The organism is Mycolicibacterium neoaurum (genome assembly GCF_036946495.1).
In the GTDB taxonomy this organism is placed as follows: domain Bacteria; phylum Actinomycetota; class Actinomycetes; order Mycobacteriales; family Mycobacteriaceae; genus Mycobacterium; species Mycobacterium neoaurum_B.
Map to the genome: position 1 here is coordinate 1801191 of NZ_JAQIIX010000002.1, position 26381 is coordinate 1827571.

Here is a 26381-nt window from a genome sequence, read left to right on the forward strand (position 1 = left end):
GGACGTGGTGACGACGAATGTTGGTCTCACCGATTTGAAGTTCCGTCTGGTACGCGAGGATTTCGCCGACGCCGTGGCATGGGTCGCCCGCAGTCTGCCGAGCCGACCGACCGTTCCGGTACTGGCCGGTGTGCTGCTGACCGGCTCCGATGACGGCCTGACCATCTCCGGTTACGACTACGAGACCTCCGCGGAGGTGCGGGTCGCCGCTGAAATAGCCTCTCCTGGAAGCGTTTTGGTGTCCGGTCGATTGCTCTCCGATATCACCCGGTCGTTGCCGGCCAAGCCGGTCGATGTCACGGTCGAGGGCACTCGGGTGGCTCTGACCTGCGGTAGCGCCCGATTCTCCCTGCCCACCATGGCCGTCGAGGATTACCCCTCGCTGCCGGCGCTGCCCGACGAGACCGGTGTGGTCTCCGCCGACCTGTTCGGCCAGGCGATCAGTCAGGTCGCGGTCGCCGCCGGCCGTGACGACACACTGCCCATGCTGACCGGTATCCGCGTCGAAATTTCCGGCGACAAGGTCGTTTTGGCGGCCACTGACCGGTTCCGACTGGCCGTCCGCGAGCTGACCTGGTCGACGGACTCGGCCGGGGTCGAAGCTGCGGTGTTGGTGCCGGCAAAGACGCTGTCGGAGGCCGCCAAGACCGGCACCGACGGTACCGAGGTGCACCTTGCGTTGGGTGCCGGCGCGGCCGTGGGCAAAGAGGGTTTGCTCGGTATTCGCAGTAACGGCAAGCGCACCACGACTCGACTCCTCGACGCCGAGTTCCCAAAATTCCGTCAGCTGCTACCGGCCGAGCACACCGCGATCGCGACCGTCGGGGTGGCCGAACTGACCGAGGCGATCAAGCGTGTGGCCCTGGTCGCCGACCGCGGTGCCCAGGTCAGGATGGAATTCAGCCCCGACGGCCTGCGACTGTCCGCCGGCGCCGATGATGTCGGCCGCGCCGAAGAAGACCTGCAGGTGGAGTTCGCCGGTGAACCGTTGACCATCGCCTTCAACCCGACCTACCTGACCGATGGGCTCGGCTCGCTGCATTCGGAGCGGGTGACGTTCGGTTTCACGACACCGAGCCGTCCCGCAGTATTGCGGCCGGCGGGGGACACTGGAAACGACGTCGACGCCACCGGTCCGTTCCCGGCGGCTCAGACCGACTACGTCTATTTGTTGATGCCGGTGCGGCTCCCTGGCTGACCGGCCCGAGGAGGTACGTGCGATGCAGCTGGGCTTGATCGGTCTCGGCAAGATGGGCTTCAACATGCGGGAACGCCTGCGTGCCGGCGGCCACGACGTCATCGGGTTCGATCCCCGACCCGAGGTCACCGATGTCCCGACCCTGAAGGCGTTGGCCGAGTCGCTTGCCGCGCCGCGCACGGTGTGGGTGATGGTGCCCTCCGGGGAGGTCACCCGGCAGACCATCGCCGAGCTCGCCGAGGTGCTCTCCCCCGGTGACCTGGTGATCGACGGTGGCAACTCTCGCTACACCGAGGACCGCCCGCACGCAGACCTGTTGGGCGAGAAGGGAATATCCTTCATCGACGCGGGCGTCTCGGGTGGTATCTGGGGCTTGACCGAAGGTTACGGGCTGATGGTCGGCGGCAGTGACGACGATATTGCGCGTGCCATGCCCATCTTCGACACCTTGCGACCCGCGGGTGATATCGCCGACGGATTCGTCCATGCCGGGCCGGTCGGGGCCGGCCACTTCACAAAGATGGTGCACAACGGCGTGGAGTACGCGTTGATGACGGCCTACGCCGAGGGTTACGAGATGCTGGCCGCTGAAGATCTGGTGCGCGATCCGCAGGCGGTGTATCAGGCCTGGACCAATGGCACGGTGGTGCGGTCGTGGCTGCAACAGCTGCTGGCCAAGGCGCTGAAGGAAGATCCCGCGCTGGCCAATATCAGCGGCTACACCGATGACTCGGGTGAGGGACGCTGGACGGTGGAGGAAGCGATCCGCCTTCGTGTTCCGGTGCCCAGTATCGCGGCATCCTTGTTCGCCCGGTTCCTGTCGCGTCAAGATGATTCTCCGACCATGAAAGCCGTTGCTGCACTGCGTAATCAGTTCGGTGGACATGCGGTCAAGCGCATCTCGGAATCCGGATAGCTTTGTACGTACGTCACCTGGGATTGACGGACTTCAGGTCGTGGCCGCGGGTCGAGCTCGACCTGGAGCCCGGCCACACGGTGTTTGTCGCACCCAATGGTTTCGGTAAGACCAATCTTCTTGAAGCCCTGTGGTACTCGGCCACCCTGGGCTCACATCGTGTGTCGACCGACGCACCGCTCATCCGGGCCGGCGCAGACCGCGCCGTGGTGTCGACCGTGGTGGTCAACGATGGTCGGGAGTTGGCCGTCGATCTCGAGGTGACCACCGGCCGCGCCAACAAGGCGAGGTTGAACCGATCACCGGTGCGCAGCCCGCGTGAGATCCTCGGAGTGCTGCGCGCTGTCTTGTTCGCACCGGAAGATCTGGCATTGGTGCGCGGCGACCCATCGGAGCGACGTCGATTTCTCGATGAGGTGGCGACCTCGCTGCGCCCGCGTATTGCGGGTGTACGCGCAGATTATGACAAGGTGCTCCGCCAGCGCACCGCACTGCTCAAAACCGCGGGCCCGGCTCGCCACCGCGGTGACACCAGCGTCCTGGACACCCTGGAGATCTGGGATGGTCACCTGGCTTCGCATGGCGCACAGTTGATCTCGGCGCGCGTCGATCTGGTCAACCAGCTCGGACCCGAGGTGGAGAAGGCCTATCAGTTGTTGGCCCCGGCATCTCGCCCGGCGGCCATCGGCTACCGCAGCAGTATCGACGGTGTCGAGATCGAAGCAGGCAATGGCACCGTCGACCCGTCGGTCTATGAGGCCGCACTGCTGGAGGAGTGTGGTCGTAAGCGCGGCGCGGAACTCGAACGGGGTGTCTGTCTGGTCGGTCCGCACCGCGATGACCTCGAGCTGCGACTCGGCGATCAGCCGGCCAAGGGTTTCGCCAGCCACGGTGAATCATGGTCGATGGCATTGGGTTTGCGGTTGGCGTCGTATGAGTTGTTGCGATCCGACGGCACCGACCCGGTGTTGTTGCTCGATGACGTCTTCGCCGAACTCGACAGCGCGCGCAGGCAGGCACTGGCCAAAGTAGCCGGCTCGGCCGAGCAGGTATTGGTCACCGCCGCTGTCCCGGAGGATCTCCCGGCGGACTGGGATGTCCGTCGGGTGGAAGTGACCATGCGGGATGGCGACGGAGGCCGAGTGTCGGAGGTGATCACGTGAACCACCAGGACGATCGCGCAGATGGTCCGCCGGAGCACCTCGAGGGCTTGCCGGGCATGGACATGGTGCGCCGGGCTCTGGAGGAGGCCCGCGGCGCCGCGCGCAGTCAGGGCAAGGATGTCGGACGCGGGCGCACCGTCCCGGCTGCCCGCCGACCGGCCGGGACCGGGCGCCGCCGCTGGTCGGGACCGGGTCCCGATGCCCGCGACCCCCAGACCTTCAGTGCCGCCACGCGGGATCTGGCCCGCTCGAGGGGCTGGACCAGACAGGTCGCCGAGGGTGCGGTGCTCGGTCAATGGACGATGGTGGTCGGAGATCAGATCGCCGACCATGCGATCCCGACCGGTCTCCGCGATGGTGTGCTGACGGTATCGGCCGAGTCGACGGCCTGGGCGACGCAGTTGCGCATGGTGCAGGCCCAGCTGTTGGCCAAGATCGCCGCCGCCGTCGGCGACGGGATCGTCACATCCTTGAAGATCCAAGGCCCGACCGCGCCGTCATGGCGGAAAGGCAAGTTCAACGTGCCCGGCCGCGGCCCCCGCGACACCTACGGCTAGTCCCCGTCCGGCGACCGTGCGTGTCCGCGGCCCGACGCGCGGGCTTTCGGCCGAGTTCGCGCTCGGTCGGCAGCGTCGACTGAGAACGTCGAGACGGCAGAAATCAAGGGTCTGCAGCGTCCTGACTTTCGGATGGGCCGGAAATTCCGCGCACGGCGCAGATAGCTGGCTGGAAACACCGCCGCAGAGTCAGTTCCAGCGCTATCGCGCGGTAGACTGTGGGGAGCTTTTGCAGGCGGTGACAGAACCACCTGCGCGCAACCCCAAGGAGACGCGTCCAACGTGGCTGCCCAAGACAAGAATGCCCCGGCCGAATACGGTGCCGACTCGATCAAGGTACTCGAAGGCCTGGAAGCAGTCCGCAAGCGACCGGGTATGTACATCGGCTCCACCGGAGAGCGGGGTCTGCACCACTTGATCTGGGAGGTCGTCGACAACGCCGTCGATGAGGCCATGGCGGGCTTCGCGACCAAGGTCGACGTCCGCATCCTCGAAGACGGCGGAGTTCAGGTCACCGATGACGGTCGAGGTATCCCGGTCGCGATGCACGCCACCGGCATCCCCACCGTCGACGTCGTGATGACCGTGCTGCATGCCGGCGGCAAGTTCGAAGAAGGTGCCTACCAGGTGTCGGGCGGTCTGCACGGCGTCGGTGTGTCGGTGGTCAACGCGCTCTCGACGCGGCTCGAGGCCGATATCCACAAGGATGGCTTCGAATGGCATCAGACCTATGACCGGTCGGTACCGGGCACCCTGCGCAAGGGCGAGCCGTCGAAGAAAACCGGAACCACCATCCGATTCTGGGCCGATCCCGACATCTTCGAGACCACCACCTATGACTTCGAGACCATCGCCCGACGGCTCCAGGAGATGGCCTTCCTCAACAAGGGCCTGACCATCGAGCTCACCGACGAGCGGGTTGCCCCCGAAGAGATCGTCGACGAGGTGGTCAGCGACCACGCCGAAGCGCCGAAGTCGGCCGAGGAGAAGGCCGCCGAGCACGCCGCACCACAGAAGGTGAAGCACCGGGTGTTCCACTACCCCGGTGGTCTGGTCGACTTCGTCAAGCACATCAACCGCACCAAGACCGCGATCCAGCCCAGCGTCATCGACTTCGAGGGTAAGGGCCCGGGACATGAGGTCGAGATCGCGATGCAGTGGAACGCCGGTTACTCCGAGTCGGTGCACACCTTCGCCAACACCATCAACACCCACGAGGGCGGCACCCACGAAGAGGGTTTCCGGGCGGCGCTGACCACGGTGGTCAACAAGTACGCCAAGGACAAGAAGCTGCTCAAGGAGAAGGACCCGAACCTCACCGGTGACGATATCCGCGAGGGTCTGGCCGCGGTGATCTCGGTGAAGGTGTCCCAGCCGCAGTTCGAAGGTCAGACCAAGACCAAGCTCGGCAACACCGAGGTGAAATCCTTCGTGCAGAAGATCTGCAACGAGGAGCTGCAGCACTGGTTCGACGCCAACCCGGCCGAGGCCAAAACCGTTGTCAACAAGGCGGTCTCGTCGGCCCAGGCGCGTATTGCCGCACGCAAGGCGCGCGAATTGGTCCGTCGCAAGAGTGCCACCGATATCGGCGGTCTGCCCGGCAAGCTCGCCGACTGCCGCTCCACCGATCCCAGCAAGTCCGAACTGTATGTGGTGGAGGGTGATTCCGCCGGCGGCTCGGCCAAGAGCGGCCGCGATTCGATGTTCCAGGCGATCCTGCCGCTGCGCGGCAAGATCATCAACGTCGAGAAGGCCCGCATCGACCGGGTATTGAAGAACACCGAAGTCCAGGCCATCATCACCGCACTGGGCACCGGCATTCACGACGAGTTCGACCTCGCGAAGCTGCGCTATCACAAGATCGTTCTGATGGCCGACGCCGACGTCGACGGCCAGCACATCTCGACCCTGCTGCTGACCCTGCTGTTCCGATTCATGAAACCGCTTGTCGAGAACGGGCATATCTTCCTGGCGCAGCCGCCGCTGTACAAGCTCAAGTGGCAGCGCAGTGAACCGGAGTTCGCCTACTCCGACCGTGAGCGCGACGGTCTGCTCGAGGCAGGCCGCGCGGCCGGTAAGCGCATCAACCCCGAAGACGGCATCCAGCGGTATAAGGGTCTGGGCGAGATGGACGCCAAGGAACTGTGGGAGACCACCATGGATCCCAGCGTGCGGGTGCTCCGGCAGGTGACTCTCGATGACGCCGCCGCGGCCGACGAGCTGTTCTCCATCCTGATGGGTGAAGACGTCGAGGCCCGCCGCAGCTTCATCACCCGTAATGCCAAAGACGTTCGCTTCCTTGACGTTTAGCCAGGAATACCAGGTTTAGGACTCCTAGATGACTGACACCACACTGCCGCCTGGCGACGAAGCCGGCGACCGCATCGAACCTGTCGATATCCAGCAGGAGATGCAGCGCAGCTATATCGACTATGCGATGAGCGTCATCGTCGGTCGTGCGCTGCCCGAGGTCCGCGACGGCCTCAAGCCGGTGCACCGCCGCGTGCTCTACGCCATGTTCGATTCCGGATTCCGGCCCGATCGCGGCCATGCGAAGTCGGCGCGTTCGGTTGCCGAGACGATGGGTAACTATCACCCGCACGGTGACTCGTCGATCTACGACACCCTGGTCCGGATGGCTCAGCCGTGGTCATTGCGCTATCCGCTGGTCGACGGGCAGGGTAACTTCGGCTCGCCCGGTAACGATCCGCCGGCCGCCATGCGTTACACCGAGGCCCGGCTGACCCCGTTGGCCATGGAGATGTTGCGTGAAATCGACGAGGAGACAGTCGATTTCATCCCGAACTATGACGGTCGCGTGCAGGAGCCGACCGTGCTGCCCAGCCGGTTCCCCAACCTGCTGGCCAATGGGTCGGGCGGTATCGCCGTCGGTATGGCCACCAACATCCCGCCGCACAACCTGCGCGAGCTGGCCGAGGCCGTGTACTGGTGCCTGGACAACCACGAGGCCGACGAGGAAACCACGCTGGCTGCGGTGTGCGAGCGGGTCAAGGGGCCGGACTTCCCGACCTCGGGCCTGATCGTCGGGTCGCAGGGCATCCACGACACCTACACCACCGGACGCGGGTCCATCCGGATGCGCGGTGTCGTCGAAATCGAAGAGGATTCGCGCGGGCGCACCTCGATCGTCATCACCGAGCTGCCCTATCAGGTCAACCACGACAACTTCATCACCTCGATCGCCGAGCAGGTGCGCGACGCCAAGCTGACCGGCATCTCCAATATCGAGGACCAGTCCAGCGACCGTGTCGGCCTGCGAATTGTGGTGGAGCTCAAGCGCGATGCCGTGGCCAAGGTCGTGCTGAACAACCTCTACAAGCACACCCAGCTGCAGACCAGCTTCGGTGCGAACATGCTGTCCATCGTCGACGGGGTGCCGCGCACCCTGCGCCTGGACCAGATGATCCGCTACTACGTCGAACACCAACTCGACGTGATCATCCGGCGCACCCGCTACCGGCTGCGCAAGGCCAACGAGCGGGCCCACATCCTGCGCGGTCTGGTCAAGGCACTCGATGCCCTCGACGAGGTCATCGCGTTGATCCGGGCCTCGGCCAACGCCGATATCGCCCGCCAGGGCCTCATCGAGCTGCTCGATGTCGACGAGATCCAGGCCCAGGCCATCCTCGACATGCAGCTGCGCCGCCTCGCCGCACTCGAGCGGCAGCGCATCGTCGATGATCTGGCCAAGATCGAGGCCGAGATCGCCGACCTCGAGGACATCCTGGCCAAGCCGGAACGCCAGCGCGCCATCGTCCGCGACGAGCTCAAGGAAATCGCCGATAAGTACGGCGATGACCGGCGCTCGCGCATCGTGCCCGCCGATGGCGAGGTCAGTGACGAGGACCTCATCGCCCGCGAGGACGTGGTCGTCACCATCACCGAGACCGGTTATGCCAAGCGCACCAAGACCGATCTGTACCGTAGCCAGAAGCGCGGCGGTAAGGGTGTGCAGGGTGCCGGTCTCAAGCAGGACGACATCGTCAACCACTTCTTCGTCTGCTCCACCCACGACTGGATCCTGTTCTTCACCACGCAGGGTCGGGTGTACCGGGCCAAGGCCTACGAGCTACCGGAGGCCTCGCGCACCGCACGCGGTCAGCATGTGGCCAACCTGCTGGCCTTCCAGCCCGAGGAGCGCATCGCCCAGGTCATCCAGCTGCAGACTTACGAGGATGCGCCATACCTGGTGCTGGCCACCCGCAACGGCCTGGTCAAGAAGTCCAAGCTGAGCGACTTCGACTCCAACCGCTCCGGCGGCATCGTCGCGGTGAACCTGCGCGACGGTGACGAACTGGTCGGAGCCGTACTCTGCTCGGCCGAGGACGACCTGTTGCTGGTCAGCGCGAAGGGCCAGTCCATCCGCTTCTCGGCGACCGACGAGGCGCTGCGGCCCATGGGTCGGGCGACCTCGGGCGTGCAGGGCATGCGGTTCAAGGAGGACGACCGGTTGCTCTCGCTCAATGTGGTCGAGACCGACAAGTACCTGTTGGTGGCCACCGCGGGCGGATACGCGAAGCGGACGGCGATCGACGAATACACCGCGCAGGGGCGTGGCGGCAAGGGCATCCTCACCATCCAGTACGACCCCAAGCGTGGCAGTCTGGTGGGAGCGCTGATCGTCGACGACGAGACGGAGCTGTACGCCATCACCTCGGGCGGAGGTGTCATCCGGACCGCCGCACAGCAGGTGCGCAAGGCGGGTCGGCAGACCAAGGGGGTCCGCTTGATGAACCTCGGTGAGGGCGACACACTGATTGCGATTGCGCGGAACGCCGAAGCGAGCGAGGAGTCGGAGTCCGAAGTGGACGCCGATGAGACGGTCGAGTCGACCTCCGACGGCGACCAGACCGACGCAACGTGACGCCGCCAGCCCGCCATGGGCGTGAGACAAGGAGCCACTAGGTGACCTCACCGAACGAGCCCGGACACCCGGCGCCCGCCGGGACCCCGGGTGCGTCACAACCCGAGGGAGCCACGCCCGCCCGACGGTCACCGGCCGCCGACTCCAACGAAGTCCCGCCGTGGCAGCGCGGCCCGGCGGCGCGGGCCGCCAACCCGCAACGCCCCGGTGAGCCCGCCCGTCCCACCGAGCCGGTACGTCCCACCGAGCCCGCCCGGCCTGCGGAGCCGGCCCGGCCCGCCGAGTCCAACCGCACCGGTGAGCCGCAGCGGCCGCCCACGCGCTCCCCTGGCACCGACGCCCGGGTCGGACAGTTCCTGTCCGGCACCGCGTTCAACCAACCCCGGGAGAGCCGCGAGACACGGGACACCGAGGTCGTCGCGACCAGGGCACCGGAACGTCCGGAGAGCCGCCCGGAGGGCCAACGCACCGAGGCGCAGCGCCCGGAGAAGTACGCCAGCGAGCTGCCCGATCTGTCGGGACAGCCGCCCCGCCAGGGTCGCCCGCCGGCGCCGGCCTCCGGTGATTCGCGTCCCGCCGCGGCGGGACGGGTTCAGGTGGGCGCGCGCAAGCACCAGGGTCCGGTGCGCGCGAGCATGCAGATTCGTCGGATCGACCCGTGGAGCACGCTGAAGGTCTCGCTGGTGCTCTCCGGCGTGATGTTCTTCGTCTGGATGATCGCCGTGGCGTTCCTGTACCTGGTGCTCGGTGGCATGGGCGTCTGGACCAAGTTGAACAGCAATGTCGGCGACCTGCTCACCAGCGACAGCGGTGGCGGCGGTGAACTGATCTCCAGCGGAACGATTTTCGGCGGTGCCACGCTGATCGGTCTGGTCAACATCGTGTTGCTGACGGCCATGGCGACCGCCGGCGCGTTCATCTACAACCTGATCACCGATCTGGTCGGCGGCGTCGAGGTCACGTTGGCCGATAGGGACTGATCGCACGATCAGATGCACGCGGTTTGGGCGATGGGCAGTGCTTACGGTAATCTCGTCGCTCGGCCAGCCAGTGCGTTTCGGGTGGTTGTACGGGCCTATAGCTCAGGCGGTTAGAGCGCTTCGCTGATAACGAAGAGGTCGGAGGTTCGAGTCCTCCTAGGCCCACGGAAGGGTATGCACCATGAAGTTGGTGTTGGTGGCAGTTGTCACAGCCGTCGCGGTGATCGTCTACCGGTCCCGCCACGGTGTCGAGGTCTGGCACACCATCGAGGATCGGCCCGCATAACCCCGTAAGGGGCCTTAGCTCAGTTGGTAGAGCGCTGCCTTTGCAAGGCAGATGTCAGGAGTTCGAATCTCCTAGGCTCCACAGTTCACTCCTCTGGCTCCGTTATTGGTGAGTCGCCCACCCGCCCGGCCGCCTTAGGCTCAATTCATGAGACTCACCGGCGTGCTTGGGGCATTCGTCGTCACCTCCGCCCTCGTGGGCTGTGGTTCCACCGATGGCCGCCCCACGGCGGCACCTGCCGAGTCCAGTAGGCCGGCGCAGACGACCGCCACCAACGAGACAACCACCACCCGCCCCTCCCCCACACCCGAGGGTGCGCCCATCGGCACCGCGACCATGCAGGTACGCGGGGGCACGGCCCCGGTGACGATCACCTATCAGATCAACGGCGAGCCAGAACAGACCGAGACCAACGTGACCTTGCCGTGGGAGAAGCAGTACCCGGTCTATGACAAGGTGCAGTCCTCGGTGCGCGCCGACGGCGGTGACACCGAACTCATCTGCGACATCATCATGGATGGCAACCTGGTCTCGTTCGTCACAGAACCCCGGCCGACATGCAGCTTCGCCTACTACTAGGTCGAGTACGCGACGTGTACCTGGCGGATATGCCCCTCGTACGGAAACGGGGCACGCTCGCGGTAATCCAGCGATACGGGTGAACCCAGGCAGGTCCCGATGTCGAGGCAATCGTTGGCGGTGAACAGCAGCGGCGCAGACACCGGAACCTGACCGGAGGCAACCACGTCACCGTCCACCGACAACGTCACGTCCAGCGGGCCACCGGGACGTTGTTCGGCGTAGCTCGTCTCGACGACGATGGTGTGCCTGCCGGGTGAGATGGGCTGCGTCGAGCGCACCTTGGTCCGCATCAGGATGAACAGGTTGTACTCGTAGCAGAGATGACCGGCATCCAGATAGCAGGTCAACCCGCCCGCCGCGCCGCCCAGGGCATAGAGCACTCCGTTACCGCCGGACGGCACCTCGGCATCGATGGTCACGACGTTGTTCTTGTTGCCCAGCGCCGGCGCGCAGAACTCCGGCATCCGGACCATGTCCCCGGCGAATGTCCACTCCCGGTACGGCGGGGCGATCCGCAGCTCCGGGTGATACACCGGAACCCACAACCCGCCGCCGATCGGCAGCACCGCGTTGCGTGCGGCCTCGATGGCGAACAGTTCGCGGAGCTGCGCCAGCTTCTGTGGCTCGGCGTCGGCCAGATCGTGGGCTTGGGACCAGTCGTCGTCGAGGTTGTAGAGCTCCCAGCGGTCCTGGTCGGGGGTCCAGGTCGCGATGCCCTCGGGCATCCCGGCCAGCCACGGAAGACGGGGGCCACGAGCACACGCCAACCAGCCGTCATCGTAGATCGCGCGGCTGCCCATGATCTCGAAGTACTGGGTTCGCTTCCCGCCCTCGGCGCTGCGGTCGACCAGCGTCCGGGCGAAACTCGCTCCGGCCATGGGCATCTGGGGTTCGCCGGCCACTGTGCGTGGCGGTTCGATACCGACCAGCTCGTAGATGGTCGGAACGATGTCATTGCAGTGCAGGAACACATCGCGCGGGACCGGATCGGCCGGGATTCGCGCCGGCCACCGCGCGACCAGCGGATTGCGCGTGCCCCCGAGGTGGGAGGCCAACAACTTCATCCCCTTGTACGGTGTGCTGCCCGCCCACGCCCAGCCGGCGTGATACTGGTTGTCCACCAATGGTGAACCCAGCACATCGAGGCCACCGAGGGCGTCCAGAGCGTCGATATGCTGACGTACCGTCGTCGGAATGCCGTTCTGGGCAAGGAGTTCGGCGATTGTGCCGTTCTGGCCCTCCCCCGATGACCCGTTATCGCCCCAGATGTAGAGAAACAGTGTGTTCTCGCCATAGCCGAGGGCATCCAGCTCATCGCTGATCCGGCCGACCTGGACATCGACATGTTCGGCGTACCCGGCGGCGACCTCCATCAAGCGGCGCTGGAAGGGCTTCTCGTCCTCGGGAATGTCATCCCACGCCGACAGTGTCTCGTCGCGCTCGGTGAGCGTGCAGTCCTGCGGTATCCAGCCCTTGGCCTTGGCGCGCTCGAACACCCGCTCGCGGTAGGCATCCCACCCGTCATCGAACTTGCCTGCGTACTTGTCGGCCCACTCCTTCATGATGTGGTGCGGACCGTGCAGGCACCCGCTGGCCCAATACATGAAGAACGGCTTGTCGGCGTTGAAGGCCTTGTGCCGCCGCAGCCAGCCGATCGCGTCATCGGCCAGATCCTCGGATAGGTGGTAACCCTCTTCGGCGGTCTTGGTCGGCGCGACGACGGTGGTGTTGCGCACCAGGTGGGGCTCGTACTGGGATGCCTCACCGGCCAGGAATCCGTAGAAATACTCGAAACCCAAACCCGTGGGCCAATTCTCGAACGGTCCGGCGGCGGTGGTCTCTTCGGCCGGGGTGTTGTGCCACTTACCGAACGCGGAGGTGGCGTATCCGTACTGTTTGAGCACCTCGGCGACCGTCGCCGCCGAGCGGGGGATCTTGCCCGAGTAGCCGTCCCAGTCGTTGGCCAACTCGGCGATCTGGCCGTTGCCGATCTCGTGGTGATTGCGCCCGGTCAGCAGTGAGGCGCGGGTCGGGGAACACATCGCGGTGGTGTGGAATCGGTTGTAGGACACGCCTTCTTCACACATCCGGTCCAGCGTCGCGGTGTTCACCTCGCCACCGAATGCGGTGGGCAGCCCCGGTCCGGCGTCGTCGATCAACACGATGACGATGTTCGGGCTGTCGGCGGGCAACCGGCGCGGTACCGCACGGCTGGCGTAGCTGGACTCGGCGAGCGTGCGGCCGGCCACACTGGCCGACGGTACCGGCGGAAACGGCAGAGTCCCGCCGTCGGGGATCTTCGGGGCCACGATGTCGGTGCTCATGCTGGTCCTCTCCGCGCACGGTGTATCCGATAAGTGATACACCGACTTTCCCGGAGCGGCTCAGGGTTTGGGGCTGATCTCCACGCTCGGCGGCAACGTCGACGGTTCGGGCCGCATCGACCGGCGCACGATCGAGAACGTCACCGCGCCGATGGCGAGGACACCGGCGCCGATCACCACGTACAGCAGCGGGCGCCGTTTCGGCGGTGCGGGCGGCTCAGGACGGAGTCGGGCGCTGAGCCAGGAAACGCCGGAAGCGGCCGAGGACGCGCCGAGGCCGACGGTGCCGCGGGTGATGTCGACGGGGCCGACCACGGTGTACCTCAACCCGCGGCTGAGGCGCTGCGCCGGTGTCAACGGTGTGTCGGTGCTGGTGCTCATGGGTCACCTCTCTGAGCTGTCCGGAAGTCCCCCACAGCGTGCCACTAACCGCGGGGCCGTGGACAGCGGTATGGGACCGAGTGGCAGACTGAAATCCGTGACGAGCCCCATTCAGACAGCGACCGCGACGCTGCACACCAACCGTGGTGACATCAAGATCGCCCTGTTCGGCAACCACGCCCCCAAGACCGTCGCCAACTTCACCGGTCTGGCGCAGGGCACCAAGGAGTACAGCACCGAGAACGCCACCGGCGGATCGTCGGGTCCCTTCTACGACGGTGCGGTCTTCCACCGCGTCATCGAGGGCTTCATGATCCAGGGCGGCGACCCGACCGGCACCGGTCGCGGCGGCCCCGGCTACCAGTTCGCCGACGAGTTCCACCCCGAATTGCAGTTCGACAAGCCCTACCTGCTGGCCATGGCCAACGCCGGACCGGGCACCAACGGATCGCAGTTCTTCATCACCGTCGGCAAGACCCCGCACCTGAATCGCCGGCACACCATCTTCGGTGAGGTCGTCGATCCGGAATCGCAGAAGGTCGTGGACGCGATCGCCACGACCGCGACCGATCGCAGTGACCGGCCCACCGAGCCCGTCGTGATCGAGAGCATCACCATTTCCTGACGCGAGATTCCCAAAGCGCACGCTCACCGATATTCGGTGAGCGTGCGTTTTCTTTGGGTGCGGGCCGGTGTGTCGGGCCGCAGACACGCACGGTCACCGGGAAGGTCAGCGCACGTAACCGGCGGCCCTCAGCGCATCGAGAACCTCGACGGGACTGGTGCCCAGATCCCACCGGGTGAAGATGTAGAGCCGGTCGTCGGCGGTGTCGATCTCCAACAGCCGCTGTTTGCGCGCCAGCCGCCGGAACTCGGTGATCCGAATCTGGGTGATCTCATCGCGCGCGATCACCCGGGTGCTCACCCAGCCGCGTACCTGCAAGCCGCTCTCGGTGATTGCCAGTTTTGGTCGTGCACGCCACGAAAATGTTGCAAACAACACCAAACCAGCGGCGGCAACGATGCCGAGAACACGTCCCGGCACGTCTGTGACCACGGTCACAGCCACAATTGCCATCGCGAGACCGGCGATTCCGATCCAGATGATGGCTGCGCTCTTCGGCGCCCAAAAAGTTTGCTGCATTTGCTCAGCACCCCCTCTTACCGGGGGTTTTGAAGTTATCCACAGACGCTATCCCCAATGGGGATGAATCACAACGGTGTGATTGGGTTACGCACAGGTTGCGGGCCGGATAACCACGGTGATGCACGGGTTGGCTCATTTTGGACGCTTTTGGCGTCAGCGCCACCGCATCGTCAGCAAAAGTCCGGAGATCATGAAGGCAAACGCGATCGCGTAGTTCCACGGGCCCAGATCGGCCATCCAGCCCAACCAGGTGGGTGCGTTCAATCCGGTGGCACCGAGCTGGAAGACCAGCAACCAGAACAGCCCGAAGAGCATCAGCCCGACGAACAGGACGACGAACCACACACTCGACGGCCCGGCTTTGACCTTGACCGGGGTCCGACTCACCGGGTTGATGGTGAAGTCGTTCTTCTTACGGACTTTGGACTTGGGCATGGTTAACCTTTGGAGACGATGGTCGAGGCAGTGGACTCCGAGCCTAACGCAGCACCGCACCGCAAACGGTCGCTGTGGCGGTTCGGGGTGCCGATTGTCTGCTTGTTCGCCGGTCTTCTGCTGTCCACCACCCATGGTGTGGCCGACGGCGCCGAGATCCGGCGCAGCGACGCACCCCGACTGGTCGACCTGGTGCGGGAGACCAGCGCCGGCGTCGACCGTCTGACCGCACAGCGCGATGCCCTGGTGGCCGGCACGGAGAGTCATCACGGGGGCTCTCCCGGCGTCCAAGCCGCTCTGGCCGCCATCACCCATCGCTCCGATGTTCTCGCCGAACAGGTCGGCCTGGACCCCCTGCGTGGGCCGGGGCTGGTCGTCACGCTCGACGATGCCCAGCGCGATGCCGACGGCCGCTACCCCGTCGACGCCTCACCGGACGACCTGGTCGTCCATCAGCAGGACATCCAGGCGGTGTTGAACGCCCTGTGGAGCGCCGGCGCGGAGGGCATCCAGATGCAAGACCAACGCATCATTGCCACCTCCGCCCCGTTGTGCGTCGGCAACACGCTGCTGCTCAACGACCGCACCTACAGCCCGCCGTATGTCGTCACCGCGGTGGGCGATCCGGTGGCCATGCAGGCGGCGCTGTCGGCCGCTCCCCTGGTGACCCTTTACAAGCAATACGTCCTGCGGTTCCAGCTCGGTTACTCCGAGGAGGTCCGCGACGACGTCGAGTTGGCGGGCTATACGGCGCCGGTGCGTATGCGGTATGCCAAACCGGCAGGTCCGCTCGGATACTGACGCCGCGGCCCGGCGCAGTAGCCTGATCCCCATGCAGGTTCTGGTCGTCGACAATTACGACAGCTTCGTGTTCAACCTGGTCCAGTACCTGGGCCAGCTCGGCGTGACGGCACAGGTCTGGCGCAACGACGACGAGCGGCTGGCCGATCCGGGCGAGGTGGCCCGACAGTTCGACGGCATCCTGCTCTCCCCCGGCCCAGGCACCCCCGAGCGCGCCGGCGCCTCGATCCCGCTGGTCCATGCCAGCGCGCAGACCAAGACTCCGCTGCTGGGAGTCTGCCTCGGCCACCAGGCCATCGGGGTGGCCTTCGGTGGCACCGTGGACCGGGCGCCCGAGCTGCTGCACGGTAAGACCAGCACGGTGCATCATCGCGATACCGGTGTGCTGCAAGGGCTTCCCGACCCGTTCACCGCGACCCGCTACCACTCGCTGACGATCCTGCCCGAGACGTTGCCCGCCGAGTTGGAGTCCACCGGCGAGACCGACAGCGGGGTCATCATGGCGGTGCGCCACCGGGAACTACCGATTCACGGTGTGCAGTTCCACCCCGAGTCGATCCTCACCGAGGGCGGGCACCGGATGCTTGCCAACTGGCTCGGCTACTGCGGCGCCGCTCCGGACGAGGGTTTGGTGCGCACGCTGGAGAACGAGGTCGCCGACGCGGTGCGCGCGGCGACCGCTCGGGCCTGATCGCAATGTGACGCTGACAGCGCCGTCGTGCCACATATGGCGTGGCGGCGCTGTCAGCGGAACATTTGACGGGCGCCCGGGACTAGGACGCGAAGCTCAGCGTGATCGAATCTCCGTAGCCGACGCCGGCCCCCGGCGCCGGGTTCTGGGTCACCACGGCGTTGGTGCGCTGACCGCTGTTGTCGACGTTGGCGCCCTTGATCAGCACGCCGCGCCAGCCCAGTGCCCGCAGGTTCGGCTCGGCATCCACCCAGAACTGACCGGTCAGATTCGGCATCACGAACTGGTTGCCGCGCGAGACCCGCATCTGGACGACCGAGTCCTTGGCCACGGGCTGCCCGGCGGGGGGGTTGGTACCGACGACCTGCCCGGCCGGTGCGGTGTTGTCCACCTCGACCGGAAGGACGTTGGTGAAACCGGACGCGGTCAGGATCTGCTGGCACACCTCGACGCTCTGGCCCACGCAGTCGGGCACCGCGACGCTGCCCGGCCCTGAACCCACGATGATGGTGATGACGTTGGTGATCGCCGAAGTGGAGTTCGCCGGGGGATTGGTGCCCAACACCTTGCCCTTGAGCTCGGGGGTGGACTCCGATTCGGAGGGCTGCACCCGACCGAAGCCCGCGTCCAGCAGCTCGGTGGTGGCTTGGGCCAGCGTCATGCCCTTGACCTCGGGCACGGCGCGCTGCTCGGGTCCGGTCGACACCACGATGGTGATGTCCTCGCCCGCACTGACTTCCGTGCCGGGCGACGGCTCGGTGGTGATGACGTGCTCGACGCGCACCGTGGAATCCGGGCGCTGCTGGGTACGGGTCTTGAAACCGCGATTCTGAAGAGCGGCAATGGCATCCGCGGAGGCCTGGCCCGTCACATCGGGGACCTGCACATCGCGGGGGCTGCTGCCGAACGCGTTGATGGCGATGGTGACCACCACGGTCAGCACGGCCAGGACCGCGACGACGATGAGCCAGCGTCCCACCGAGTTGTTGTTGGACCTATTGGGATAACCACCCGCGGTCGGGATGTGCTCGGTGGGCAGGGCCCGCGCGTGCGGGGTTGCGATATTGCTGAGCAGATTGGTGCGCTCGGCGTCGGTGAAGATCTTCGGGGCCTCGGGCGCCTCGCCGCTGTGGACGCGGATCAGATCCGTGCGCATCTCGGCCGCACTCTGGTAGCGATTCTCGGGGTTCTTCGACAGCGCCTTGAGCACCACGGCGTCGAGTTCCGGGGACACCCCGGCATGGCGCGTCGACGGCGCTGCGGGATCCTCGCGGACATGCTGGTAGGCCACCGCCACCGGCGAATCTCCGACGAAAGGTGGCTCTCCGGTGAGGATTTCGTACAGCACGCAGCCGAGCGAGTAGACATCGGAGCGGGCGTCGACCTTCTCACCGCGAGCCTGCTCGGGCGACAGGTACTGGGCGGTGCCGATGACTGCGGCGGTCTGGGTCACGTTGTTGGCGTCAGCGAGCGCGCGGGCGATGCCGAAGTCCATCACCTTCACGGCGCCGGACTTGGAGATCATGATGTTGGCCGGCTTGACGTCACGGTGGATGATGCCGTGCTGGTGGCTGAAATTCAGCGCCTGGCAAGCGTCGGCGATGATCTCGATGGCGCGCTTGGCCTCGATCGGGCCCTCGGTGTGCACGATATCGCGCAGCGTCACCCCGTCGACGTACTCCATGACGATGTAGGGCAGGGGACCGTTGGGGGTCTCGGCCTCGCCGGTGTCGTACACCGCGACGATCGCCGGATGGTTCAGCGCGGCGGCATTCTGGGCCTCGCGACGGAAGCGGAGATAGAAACTCGGGTCGCGGGCCAGGTCGGCGCGCAACACCTTCACCGCCACGTCACGGTGTAACCGGGTGTCGCGGGCGATGTGAACCTCGGACATGCCACCGAACCCGAGGATCTCACCAAGCTCGTAGCGGTCCGAAAGGTGCTGGGGGGTGGTCACGGGGTCTCACTAGGTGGTGCCGCCGGCGGAACCCCGATGACGGTGGTGCTGGTGGAGGTCTCCTGCTGCACCGGATTGTCGCGCTTGTCCTGGGCATTCACCACGATCAACACCGCGATGATGATGGCCAGCGCTCCGAGCACACCGGCGGCCCACAGCAGTGCGCGCTGACCGGGGGAGAAGGTGCGCCGCGGTGGCGGCGGACGGTGACTTCCGGTCCCCGCGCGCGGTCGCGACGTGGTCACCGGCGGACGGTATTCGGCGGCCGCGGCGGCGCGGGCCTGGGTGCCCGACGGGATGGCCGCGGGCGCGGCGCGGCCGATGGTCGGCGCCGAGTTGGGGCGCGGTGGGCGGCGACCGGCGCGCACCGCGGCGACGGCGTCGGCGAACGGCCCACCCGAGCGGTACCGCTGGTTGGGCTCCTTGGCCAGCGTGATCTCGATGAGCTCACGCACGTTGGGCGGCAGGTCGGGAGGAAGCGGCGGTGGCGCCTCCTTGATGTGCTTCATCGCGACCGTCAGCGCACCGTCGCCGGTGAAGGGACGCTTGCCCGACACCGACTCGTAGCCGACGACGCCGAGGGAGTACACATCGGATGCGGCGGTCGCGTCGCGGCCCAGGGCCTGCTCGGGCGCGATGTACTGGGCGGTGCCCATCACCATGCCGGTCTGGGTGACCGGGGCGGCGTCGACGGCCTTGGCGATGCCGAAGTCGGTGAGCTTGACCTGCCCGGTGGGCGTGATGAGGATGTTGCCGGGTTTGACGTCGCGGTGCACCAGGCCCGCGGTGTGGGCGACCTGCAGGGCCCGGCCGGTCTGTTCCAGCATGTCCAGGGCGTGGCGCAGCGACAGCCGCCCGGTGCGCTTGATGACGGAGTTCAGCGGCTCACCGTTGACCAGCTCCATCACCAGATAGGCGGTGCGGCCCTCGCCGGCGTCCATCTCGGTCTCGCCGTAGTCGTACACGCTGGCGATACCCGGATGGTTGAGCATGGCGACGGTGCGCGCCTCGCCGCGGAAGCGGTCCACGAACTCCGAGTCCTCGGAGAACTCGGCCTTGAGCACCTTGATCGCGACCTGGCGGCCGAGCCGGGTGTCCAGTCCCTCCCACACCTGTCCCATACCGCCGGTGGCGATCAGGCGCTGCAGTCGGTAGCGCCCCGACAGCGTCACTCCGACCCGGGCCGTCATGATCCCTCCCGGAGTGCGGCGGCTATGGTGGCGCGCCCGATCGGGGCGGCTACGGCGCCGCCGGTGGCGGACAATCGGTCTCCGCCATTCTCCACGAGGACGGCGACGGCCACCTTCGGGGCTTGGGCCGGTGCGAAGGCGATGTACCAGGCGTGGGGCGGGGTGTTGCGGGGATCGGTGCCGTGCTCGGCAGTGCCCGTCTTGGATGCGATCTGCACGCCGGCGATGGCTCCCTTCTGCTGCGTCACCTGCTCGGCGCCCACCATCAAATCGGTAAGTGTAGCTGCGACCTGCGGTGACACTGCTCGTCGCTGTTCGGTCGGAGCGGTGGTGGCGATGTTGGACAGGTCCGGTCCCTTGAGGGTATCGACCAGATACGGCGTCATGGTGACGCCGCCGTTGGCGATGGTCGCGGCCACCATCGCATTCTGCAGTGGGGTGACCGCCACATCGCGCTGCCCGATGCTGGACATTCCCAGCGCAGCGGCGTCGCTGATCGGGCCGACGGTCGACTCGGCTACCTGCAGCGGGATCGCCGCCGGGGTGCTGTCCAGACCGAACGCCCGGGCGGTGGCCTTGAGTTTGTCGGCACCGTTGTCGATGCCCAGCTCGACGAAGGCGGTATTGCAGGATCGGGCGAAGGCCTCGCGCAGCGGTGCGGTCGGGCCGCCGCCACACGGGCTGCCGCCGTAGTTCTCCAGCGTGGCGGTGGTGTCGGGCAGCGCGATGCGCGGGGCCGCGGTGAGCTGGGTGTCCGGCGTGGCGCCGGCCTGCAGCGCGGCGGCGGTGGTGATCACCTTGAACGTCGAACCCGGGGGATAGGTCTCCGAGATGGCCCGGTTGAGCAGCGGGGCGTCGGCGTCATCACGCAGCTGCTCCCAGGCCTTGGTTTGCACCGCACCGTCGTGGCTGGCCAGCTGGTTGGGGTCATAGGACGGCGCCGAGACCATGGCCAGGATCTTGCCCGTCGACGGTTCCAGCGCGACGACAGCACCCTTGCAGGGGCCGTCGCAGCCGTTTTCCATGGCTTCCCACGCCGCTTCCTGCACATCGGGTTTGACGGTGGTGTCGACGTTGCCGCCGCGCGGATCCCGCCCGGTGAAGAAGTCGGCAAGACGCTTGCCGAACAGCCGTTCGTCGGAGCCGTTGAGGATGGGGTCCTCCGCGCGCTCCAGGCCGCTGCTGGAGTAGCCAAGCGAGTAGAAGCCGGTTACCGGGGCGTAGGTCTGCGGCTTGGGGTAGGTCCGCAGGAAGCGGAACCGGCCGTCGGTGGACACCGAGTACGCCAGCAGTTCCCCGCCCGCGGTGATCTGGCCGCGCTGGCGGGAGTACTCGTCGAGCAGCACCCGTTGGTTGCGCGGATCGGCGCGGTACCCGTCGGCGGTGAACACCTGGGTCAGGGTGGCGTTGGCGAGCAGCAACACGATCAGTGCCATGAAGACGACCGAGAGCCGGCGCAGCGAGGTGTTCATGCTTTCCCGATCACCTCGGTGGACGCCGCGGCGATGGGCGCCGGGTTCGGCCCGGTGGTGGGTCCGATCGGTCGCCGGGCGGCATGGGAGATGCGGACCAGGATGGCCAGCAGCACGTAGTTGGCCAGCAGCGAGGAACCGCCGTAAGACATCCACGGGGTGGTCAGGCCGGTCAGCGGGATCAGCTTGGTGACACCGCCGACGACGATGAACAGTTGGATCGCCAGCGTCGAGGCAAGCCCGGCGGCCAGTAGTTTGCCGAAGCTGTCCCGCACGGCGATCGCGGTGCGCAACCCGCGGGTGATCAAGATGGTGTACAGCATGAGAACGCCTGCCAGACCGACCAATCCGAGTTCTTCGCCGACTGCGGCGATGATGAAGTCGGTGGAGGCGGCCGGGACGGTGCCGGGCTGACCGTTGCCCAGTCCGGTGCCGAAGATGCCGCCGGTGGCGAAGCTGAACAGCGATTGCACCATCTGGTAGCCGGCCCCGTCAGGGTCGGCGAACGGGTCGAGCCAGTTCTGCACGCGCACCCGGACGTGGCCGAACAGGTGGTAGGCCAGCACGCTACCGACGGCGAACAACGCGAGCCCGATGATGACCCAGGCCAGTCGGCCGGTGGCGATGTAGAGCAGTACCAGGAACGAGGCGTAGAGCAAAAGCGAAGTGCCCAGGTCCTTTTCGAAGACCATGACGCCGACCGAGGTGATCCAGGCCACCAGCAGCGGGGCCAGGTCACGCGGCCGTGGCAGGTCGAGACCCAGGACGTGTTTGCCTGCGTTGGTGAACAATTCACGCTTGGAGACCAGGACGGCGGCGAAGAAGGTCAGCAACAGGATCTTGGAGAACTCGGCGGGCTGGATCGAGAAGCCTTCGAACCGGATCCAGATCTTGGCCCCGTTCTGTTCGGAGAAGCTGGCCGGCAGCAGCGCCGGAATCACCAGCAGCACAAGGCCGACCAGGCCGCAGGTGTAGCCGTAGCGGGCCAGCATGCGGTGGTCGCGCAACACGGCCAACACTGCGGCGAAGGCCACCACCCCGACCAGCGTCCAGAGCATCTGCTGGGCGGCATTGCCTCCGACGCTGGCCTGGTCGAGTTCGCGCTGGGCGAGGTCGAGCCGGTGGATCATCACCAGGCCCAGCCCGTTGAGCAGGGCGACAACAGGCAGCAGCAGCGGGTCGGCGTAGGGGGCGTAGCGGCGGATGGCCAGATGCGCCCCGCTGAACAGGGCCAGGTAGGCCAGCGTGTACTGGGCCAGATCCCAGTTGACGCCCTGCTCCTGGTTGGCCTCCACGATCAGCAACGCCACGGTGGTGATGACCGCGGCGAAGATCAGCAGGCCCAGTTCGGCGTTGCGCCGATTCGGCAGGGGAGGGGTGACAGAGACCGGTGACTGAGGCTCAGTGCTCATGACGCGGTCCGGCAATTGGTGCCCGGCTCCGGCGGTGAGGGCGGCAGTGCCGTGACGGTCGGGGACGGGGAAGGTGTGGTGGTGGTCGCGGGCGCCGCGGGCGGTGTGGATCCGCCGGCACGAGGTGCCAACGCGGGATCCGGCGCGTCCGCGTCGTCCTGATCGGCGGGTTGACCGGCTCGGGTCGTGGCCGGCGGGGCCGAGGTGGCCGGTCGCGGCGCGCCGGAGGTGGGTGCCGCCGCGGTGCCCGACGGGGCCGCCGGCCGGGACGCGGGCGCCGGGCTGGGCCGCGGGGTGGGAGTCGGTGACGGGGTGGCCGTCTTGGTCGGCACCGTGCAGATGGGCAGCAACGAGGTGCGCGACAGTTCGTTGATCTGGCGGATCGCGTCGTCCAAGGTGCCCGACGGAAGTCCTGCGGTCACCTGGGCGCGTTCGGATTCCCGGATGTCGTCGACGCCGAGCAGCTGGCAGTCCAGCGCATCCTTGGATTGGCCGAAGCTGATCAAGGACAGTTCGTTTCGGGAGTTCAGACACCCGACGAGGAACGGTTCCTGCAGGGAAAGGCCCAGAAAGGAGCCCTGCACACCGCGCATGATCGCGACGGTGCCGTCCTCTTCGCTGACGTAATAGTTGTTGCGAATGATCTCGCGGGCGATGGCCAGCCCCGCCACCACTACCAGCAGGACCACCACGGCGGCGATCCACATCCGGCGCTTGGAGCGGGGCGGGCGTTGCTCTTCGGGTTGGGTGACAACCCTTTTCGGCTGGTTGCGTTTGGGGTTGAACGCCGACGCCCGGCCCGCCGCGGTATTGGGTGGTGCGGTGTCGTTGTCCTCACCGGAGACCGCCCCGGCCAGGATCGGCTGGGTCTGGCCGTAGTCGTAGTCGACGACATCGGCGACCACCACGGTCACGTTGTCCGGGCCGCCGCCGCGCAGCGCCAGTTCGATGAGTCGGTCGGCGGCATCGGTGACATCGGGGATCTGCAGCGCCTCGGCGATGGTCTCCTGGCTGACCGGGTCGGAAAGACCGTCCGAACACAGCAGGTAACGATCACCAACGCGGGCTTCCCGCATGATCAGGGTCGGCTCGACCTCGTGACCGGTGAGCGCCCGCATGATCAGCGAGCGCTGGGGATGGCTGTGCGCCTCCTCGGCGGTGATGCGCCCCTCGTCGACCAGGGTCTGGACGAAGGTGTCGTCCTTGGTGATCTGGGTCAGCTCACCGTCGCGCATGAGATAGCCGCGCGAGTCGCCGATGTGGACCAGACCGAGGCGGCCGCCGGCGAACAGGATGGCCGTCAGCGTGGTGCCCATGCCTTCGAGCTCGGGATCGGCCTCCACATGCGCGGCGATGGCCGAGTTGCCCTCGTGGACGGCGACATTGAGCTTGTTCAGCAGGTCGCCGCCGGGTTCGTCATCGTCGAGGTGGGCCAGTGCGGCGATTACCAGCTGTGAGGCGACCTCACCGGCGGCGTGGCCCCCCATCCCGTCGGCGAGGGCCAGCAGGCGGGCACCGGCGTACACCGAGTCCTCGTTGTTGGCGCGCACCAACCCGCGATCACTACGCGCTGCGTAACGCAATACGAGTGTCACGGGCGCAGCTCGATTACCGTCTTGCCGATCCGTACCGGCGTTCCCATCGGAACCCTTACCGCCGTAGTCACCTTCGCCCTGTCAAGGTATGTACCGTTGGTCGATCCTAGGTCCTCGACGTACCATTCCGAGCCCCGAGGCGACAGCCTGGCGTGCCGTGTCGACGCGTAATCGTCGGTCAGTACCAGCGTGGAATCGTCGGCGCGACCGATCAGCACCGGCTGGCTGCCCAGCGTGATGCGGGTGCCGGCAAGGGCCCCCTCGGTGACGACCATGTGTTTGGCGATGTGCCGCCGTTCGCCGCGGGGCAGCAGCGGCCCGCGCAGCGCCAAGCCGCGACGCACCATCACCGCGCCGGTCGGCGCGTAGATGTCGGTACGCAGGATGCGCAGTACCGACCAGATGAACAGCCACAGCAGCAGCAGGAATCCGACGCGGGTCAGCTGCAGAACTAGCCCCTGCATCTGACGTCCTCTCCATGACGGTGCGCTGTCGCGGACACGATACTGGGAGCGCTGCTGATGCGTCGACGAAGCGTGCCGCCCGAGGCCGGACCGTTACGCCGTGGCGCCCGCGGGCTCGGCCCCCTCGTCGGCACCCGGTGGATCAGTGGACCCGGACGATGATCTCGGAATGACCCAGCCGGATGACGTCACCGTCGGCGAGCTGCCACTCCTGCACCGGGGCATTGTTGACCGTGGTGCCGTTGGTCGAGTTCAGGTCCGACAGCAGCGCGACCTGGCCATCCCAGCGGATCTCCAGATGCCGGCGCGAGACACCGGTATCGGGCAGCCGGAACTGGGCGTCCTGGCCGCGTCCGATCACGTTGGCGCCCTCGCGCAGTTGGTAGGTGCGGCCGCTGCCGTCGTCGAGCTGCAGGGTCACCTGCGCGGCGGCGCCGTAGGAACCGGCGTATCCGGCGGCCTGCTGACCGTAGCCCTGCTGGCCGTAATCGGGCTGGCCGTAATCCTGTTGACCGTAGTCCTGCTGGCCATAGTCCTGTTGTCCGTACCCGGCGGGCTCACCGTAACCGCCCTGGTCGGGGTATCCACCCTGGGCGGGCGGCTGACCGTAACGGCCGTAATCGGGTGCGGCCGGGGGTGCCGGCGGGGCCGAGTAATCGGCGCGGTCGTACTGCTGACCGCCGTAGCCACCCTGATCGGGGTAGGCCGGCGGGCGGCCGTGCGAACCGTAACCCTCGTCCTGGCGGGGGCGGCCATAGTCGTAATCGCCGTATCCGGGCGGCGGCGCACTCGGGGGCGCCCCGGCGGGCTGGCCGTATCCGGCAGGCGGCTGCTGCGGGCGGTAGCCCTGCTCGCCGTACCCGGCGGGCGGCTGGCCGTACCCGGCAGGGGGGCGCTGCTCGTAGGACGGCGGCGGGTAACCCTGGTCCGGGTAGCTGCCCTGCTCCTGGGAGTAACCGCCCTGGCGCTGCGGGTAGCCCTGGTCGGGGTAGCCACCCTGCTCGGGCGGGTAGGCGCCGCGCGGCTCGTCCTGCTGGCGGTACCGGTCGTCGTACTGCTCGTCGCCGGGCCGACCCTGTCCCTGGCCGCGGTAGCTCGGGTTGTCGGTCATCGCTGGTACTCCTGGTTCTGCGCCTACCGCGCTTTTGCGTTCTGCTGGGGCGACGGGGTCGCCGGTGGTCGAGTCGGGGTTGACCGCTCCACGGGTGCGGAACTGGCCGGTGTGCAGGCTCGGCGATGGCGCAAACCTGACGACAACATCGCCATAAGTTTGCCACCCCTGGTCCTGAATGAAACCTGCCAGGTGGCGGGCAAACGTGGTCGATGTGCGGACCGGGTCTGCGCTCACCTTCTGATAGTCAGTCTCACTGAGAGTAATGACGTAGTCATTGGGAGCCAAGATGCGGCCATGACCGACATCGCGGGCGTGGGTCTCGGCTTCCCGCCGCAACAGGGCTTCGACCTCCTGCGGGACGATCGACCCGCCGAAGACCCGGGCGAAGGCATCACCGACCGTCGACTCGAGGCGTCGCTCGATACGGTCTGCCAGCCCCATATCACCGCCCTGTCCGTCGTCCGATGCCGTCGCTGCGTGTCGCTCTGGCCACACTGCTCACACGCATGTTATCGGCCCTTGTGCGCAATACGTGACCAACGGATCTCTGAGAATCCAATAGCGCCAGGTCAGAGTATTTCGGTCGGGCTGCGGTCCGGCCCGCGAGAGCGACGTTTTGGTGGTCTCCAGCCCGAAAAAAGCGCAACAACGTCAGTCTCACGGCCGGTTTTGGGTCTGGTGGGTCCGTGGTGATACTGTTGCGCGGTCATTCAGGGCGAGTGGCGGAATGGCAGACGCGCTGGCTTCAGGTGCCAGTGTCCTTCGGGACGTGGGGGTTCAAGTCCCCCTTCGCCCACAGTGAGCGGTTCTACGAACCGCAGGCATAAAGGT

At 66.7% G+C, this 26381-nt stretch carries 22 protein-coding genes and 3 tRNA genes; 14 read left to right on the forward strand and 11 right to left on the reverse strand.

The window, feature by feature from the left end; genetic code table 11:
• Positions 1-4 precede the first annotated feature (4 nt).
• From dnaN to PGN27_RS14010, 10 genes are all read left to right on the forward strand, one after another.
• Complete coding sequence (dnaN, locus tag PGN27_RS13965; protein ID WP_191293452.1) at positions 5-1198, forward strand: DNA polymerase III subunit beta; 1194 nt, start codon at positions 5-7, stop codon at positions 1196-1198.
• Positions 1191-2114 (forward strand): phosphogluconate dehydrogenase (NAD(+)-dependent, decarboxylating), encoded by a 924-nt coding sequence (gnd, locus tag PGN27_RS13970; protein WP_277624534.1) that lies wholly within the window; start codon positions 1191-1193, stop codon positions 2112-2114. The genes dnaN and gnd overlap by 8 nt, the downstream gene beginning before the upstream one ends.
• Positions 2115-2116: 2 nt before the next feature.
• Positions 2117-3277, forward strand: a complete 1161-nt coding sequence (gene recF, locus PGN27_RS13975) for a DNA replication/repair protein RecF (protein WP_335326644.1) — start codon at positions 2117-2119, stop codon at positions 3275-3277.
• Entirely contained in the window at positions 3274-3834 is a 561-nt protein-coding gene (locus PGN27_RS13980) for a DUF721 family protein (RefSeq protein ID WP_335326645.1), read from the forward strand. Before recF ends, PGN27_RS13980 begins: the two co-directional genes overlap by 4 nt.
• Positions 3835-4116: 282 nt before the next feature.
• Positions 4117-6144 carry a DNA topoisomerase (ATP-hydrolyzing) subunit B gene (gene gyrB, locus PGN27_RS13985; protein WP_036462633.1) on the forward strand — a complete coding sequence of 676 codons (2028 nt, stop codon included), beginning with the start codon at positions 4117-4119 and terminating at the stop codon, positions 6142-6144.
• Positions 6145-6172: 28 nt separating this feature from the next.
• Positions 6173-8719, forward strand: coding sequence for a DNA gyrase subunit A (gyrA, locus tag PGN27_RS13990; RefSeq protein WP_335326646.1), 2547 nt, complete (start codon positions 6173-6175; stop codon positions 8717-8719).
• A gap of 41 nt (positions 8720-8760) precedes the next feature.
• On the forward strand, positions 8761-9699 hold the full coding sequence (locus tag PGN27_RS13995; RefSeq protein ID WP_335326647.1) for a DUF3566 domain-containing protein: 939 nt from the start codon (positions 8761-8763) through the stop codon (positions 9697-9699).
• A gap of 91 nt (positions 9700-9790) precedes the next feature.
• A tRNA-Ile gene (locus PGN27_RS14000) sits at positions 9791-9864 on the forward strand.
• Between the two features lie 129 nt (positions 9865-9993).
• A tRNA-Ala gene (locus tag PGN27_RS14005) sits at positions 9994-10066 on the forward strand.
• A 66-nt stretch (positions 10067-10132) separates the two neighbouring features.
• Positions 10133-10564, forward strand: coding sequence for a hypothetical protein (locus tag PGN27_RS14010; protein ID WP_335326648.1), 432 nt, complete (start codon positions 10133-10135; stop codon positions 10562-10564).
• On the opposite strand, the gene PGN27_RS14015 is transcribed toward PGN27_RS14010, so the two are convergent.
• A complete protein-coding gene (locus PGN27_RS14015) occupies positions 10561-12891 on the reverse strand; it encodes an arylsulfatase (protein ID WP_335326649.1) in 2331 nt (776 codons plus the stop codon). The genes PGN27_RS14010 and PGN27_RS14015 overlap by 4 nt on opposite strands.
• A 60-nt stretch (positions 12892-12951) precedes the next feature.
• Positions 12952-13272, reverse strand: coding sequence for a cell wall synthesis protein CwsA (cwsA, locus tag PGN27_RS14020; protein ID WP_335326650.1), 321 nt, complete (start codon positions 13270-13272; stop codon positions 12952-12954).
• A 70-nt stretch (positions 13273-13342) separates the two neighbouring features.
• On the opposite strand from cwsA, the gene PGN27_RS14025 reads away from it, so the two are divergent.
• The gene (locus PGN27_RS14025; protein WP_335326651.1) at positions 13343-13897 is read left to right on the forward strand and encodes a peptidylprolyl isomerase; all 555 of its coding nucleotides are present in this window, start codon (positions 13343-13345) and stop codon (positions 13895-13897) included.
• 105 nt (positions 13898-14002) lie between these two features.
• Here the strand turns inward: PGN27_RS14025 and PGN27_RS14030 are convergent, their stop codons facing one another.
• Together PGN27_RS14030 and crgA are read right to left on the reverse strand one after the other, a co-directional pair.
• Positions 14003-14416: a PH domain-containing protein gene (locus PGN27_RS14030; protein ID WP_335326652.1), complete on the reverse strand. Its 414-nt coding sequence runs from the start codon at positions 14414-14416 to the stop codon at positions 14003-14005.
• A 156-nt stretch (positions 14417-14572) separates the two neighbouring features.
• On the reverse strand, positions 14573-14854 hold the full coding sequence (crgA, locus tag PGN27_RS14035) for a cell division protein CrgA (protein WP_019512796.1): 282 nt from the start codon (positions 14852-14854) through the stop codon (positions 14573-14575).
• 18 nt (positions 14855-14872) lie between these two features.
• Between crgA and PGN27_RS14040 the strand changes: the two genes are divergently transcribed.
• Positions 14873-15655 (forward strand): DUF881 domain-containing protein, encoded by a 783-nt coding sequence (locus tag PGN27_RS14040; protein ID WP_335326653.1) that lies wholly within the window; start codon positions 14873-14875, stop codon positions 15653-15655.
• 31 nt (positions 15656-15686) lie between these two features.
• On the forward strand, positions 15687-16346 hold the full coding sequence (locus PGN27_RS14045) for an aminodeoxychorismate/anthranilate synthase component II (RefSeq protein WP_335326654.1): 660 nt from the start codon (positions 15687-15689) through the stop codon (positions 16344-16346).
• Between the two features lie 82 nt (positions 16347-16428).
• On the opposite strand, the gene pknB is transcribed toward PGN27_RS14045, so the two are convergent.
• The 7 genes from pknB to PGN27_RS14080 form a co-directional block, all read right to left on the reverse strand.
• Positions 16429-18303, reverse strand: coding sequence for a Stk1 family PASTA domain-containing Ser/Thr kinase (gene pknB, locus PGN27_RS14050; RefSeq protein WP_335326655.1), 1875 nt, complete (start codon positions 18301-18303; stop codon positions 16429-16431).
• Positions 18300-19493 (reverse strand): protein kinase domain-containing protein, encoded by a 1194-nt coding sequence (locus tag PGN27_RS14055; RefSeq protein ID WP_335326656.1) that lies wholly within the window; start codon positions 19491-19493, stop codon positions 18300-18302. The genes pknB and PGN27_RS14055 overlap by 4 nt, the downstream gene beginning before the upstream one ends.
• Complete coding sequence (gene pbpA / locus PGN27_RS14060; protein WP_335326657.1) at positions 19490-20965, reverse strand: D,D-transpeptidase PbpA; 1476 nt, start codon at positions 20963-20965, stop codon at positions 19490-19492. The genes PGN27_RS14055 and pbpA overlap by 4 nt, the downstream gene beginning before the upstream one ends.
• Entirely contained in the window at positions 20962-22377 is a 1416-nt protein-coding gene (locus tag PGN27_RS14065) for a peptidoglycan glycosyltransferase RodA (RefSeq protein ID WP_335326658.1), read from the reverse strand. Before PGN27_RS14065 ends, pbpA begins: the two co-directional genes overlap by 4 nt.
• Positions 22374-23972 (reverse strand): PP2C family protein-serine/threonine phosphatase, encoded by a 1599-nt coding sequence (locus PGN27_RS14070; RefSeq protein ID WP_335326659.1) that lies wholly within the window; start codon positions 23970-23972, stop codon positions 22374-22376. Before PGN27_RS14070 ends, PGN27_RS14065 begins: the two co-directional genes overlap by 4 nt.
• Entirely contained in the window at positions 23969-24436 is a 468-nt protein-coding gene (locus tag PGN27_RS14075; RefSeq protein ID WP_019512310.1) for an FHA domain-containing protein FhaB/FipA, read from the reverse strand. The genes PGN27_RS14070 and PGN27_RS14075 overlap by 4 nt, the downstream gene beginning before the upstream one ends.
• Before the next feature lie 142 nt (positions 24437-24578).
• Positions 24579-25991 (reverse strand): FhaA domain-containing protein, encoded by a 1413-nt coding sequence (locus PGN27_RS14080; protein WP_335326660.1) that lies wholly within the window; start codon positions 25989-25991, stop codon positions 24579-24581.
• A gap of 272 nt (positions 25992-26263) precedes the next feature.
• Between PGN27_RS14080 and PGN27_RS14085 the strand changes: the two genes are divergently transcribed.
• Positions 26264-26346: transfer RNA gene (locus tag PGN27_RS14085), tRNA-Leu, on the forward strand.
• The last annotated feature ends 35 nt before the right edge of the window (positions 26347-26381 follow it).

Excerpts from the sequence above, each read along its gene's own strand:
- gyrA (WP_335326646.1), top strand. The coding sequence starts at position 6,173 with ATGACTGACACCACACTGCCGCCTGGCGACGAAGCCGGCGACCGCATC.
- PGN27_RS14010 (WP_335326648.1), top strand. The coding sequence starts at position 10,133 with ATGAGACTCACCGGCGTGCTTGGGGCATTCGTCGTCACCTCCGCCCTC.
- PGN27_RS14015 (WP_335326649.1), bottom strand. The coding sequence starts at position 12,891 with ATGAGCACCGACATCGTGGCCCCGAAGATCCCCGACGGCGGGACTCTG.
- cwsA (WP_335326650.1), bottom strand. The coding sequence starts at position 13,272 with ATGAGCACCAGCACCGACACACCGTTGACACCGGCGCAGCGCCTCAGC.
- PGN27_RS14025 (WP_335326651.1), top strand. The coding sequence starts at position 13,343 with ATGGGACCGAGTGGCAGACTGAAATCCGTGACGAGCCCCATTCAGACA.
- PGN27_RS14030 (WP_335326652.1), bottom strand. The coding sequence starts at position 14,416 with ATGCAGCAAACTTTTTGGGCGCCGAAGAGCGCAGCCATCATCTGGATC.
- crgA (WP_019512796.1), bottom strand. The coding sequence starts at position 14,854 with ATGCCCAAGTCCAAAGTCCGTAAGAAGAACGACTTCACCATCAACCCG.
- PGN27_RS14040 (WP_335326653.1), top strand. The coding sequence starts at position 14,873 with ATGGTCGAGGCAGTGGACTCCGAGCCTAACGCAGCACCGCACCGCAAA.
- PGN27_RS14045 (WP_335326654.1), top strand. The coding sequence starts at position 15,687 with ATGCAGGTTCTGGTCGTCGACAATTACGACAGCTTCGTGTTCAACCTG.
- PGN27_RS14055 (WP_335326656.1), bottom strand. The coding sequence starts at position 19,493 with ATGACGGCCCGGGTCGGAGTGACGCTGTCGGGGCGCTACCGACTGCAG.
- pbpA (WP_335326657.1), bottom strand. The coding sequence starts at position 20,965 with ATGAACACCTCGCTGCGCCGGCTCTCGGTCGTCTTCATGGCACTGATC.
- PGN27_RS14065 (WP_335326658.1), bottom strand. The coding sequence starts at position 22,377 with ATGAGCACTGAGCCTCAGTCACCGGTCTCTGTCACCCCTCCCCTGCCG.
- PGN27_RS14075 (WP_019512310.1), bottom strand. The coding sequence starts at position 24,436 with ATGCAGGGGCTAGTTCTGCAGCTGACCCGCGTCGGATTCCTGCTGCTG.
- PGN27_RS14080 (WP_335326660.1), bottom strand. The coding sequence starts at position 25,991 with ATGGGGCTGGCAGACCGTATCGAGCGACGCCTCGAGTCGACGGTCGGT.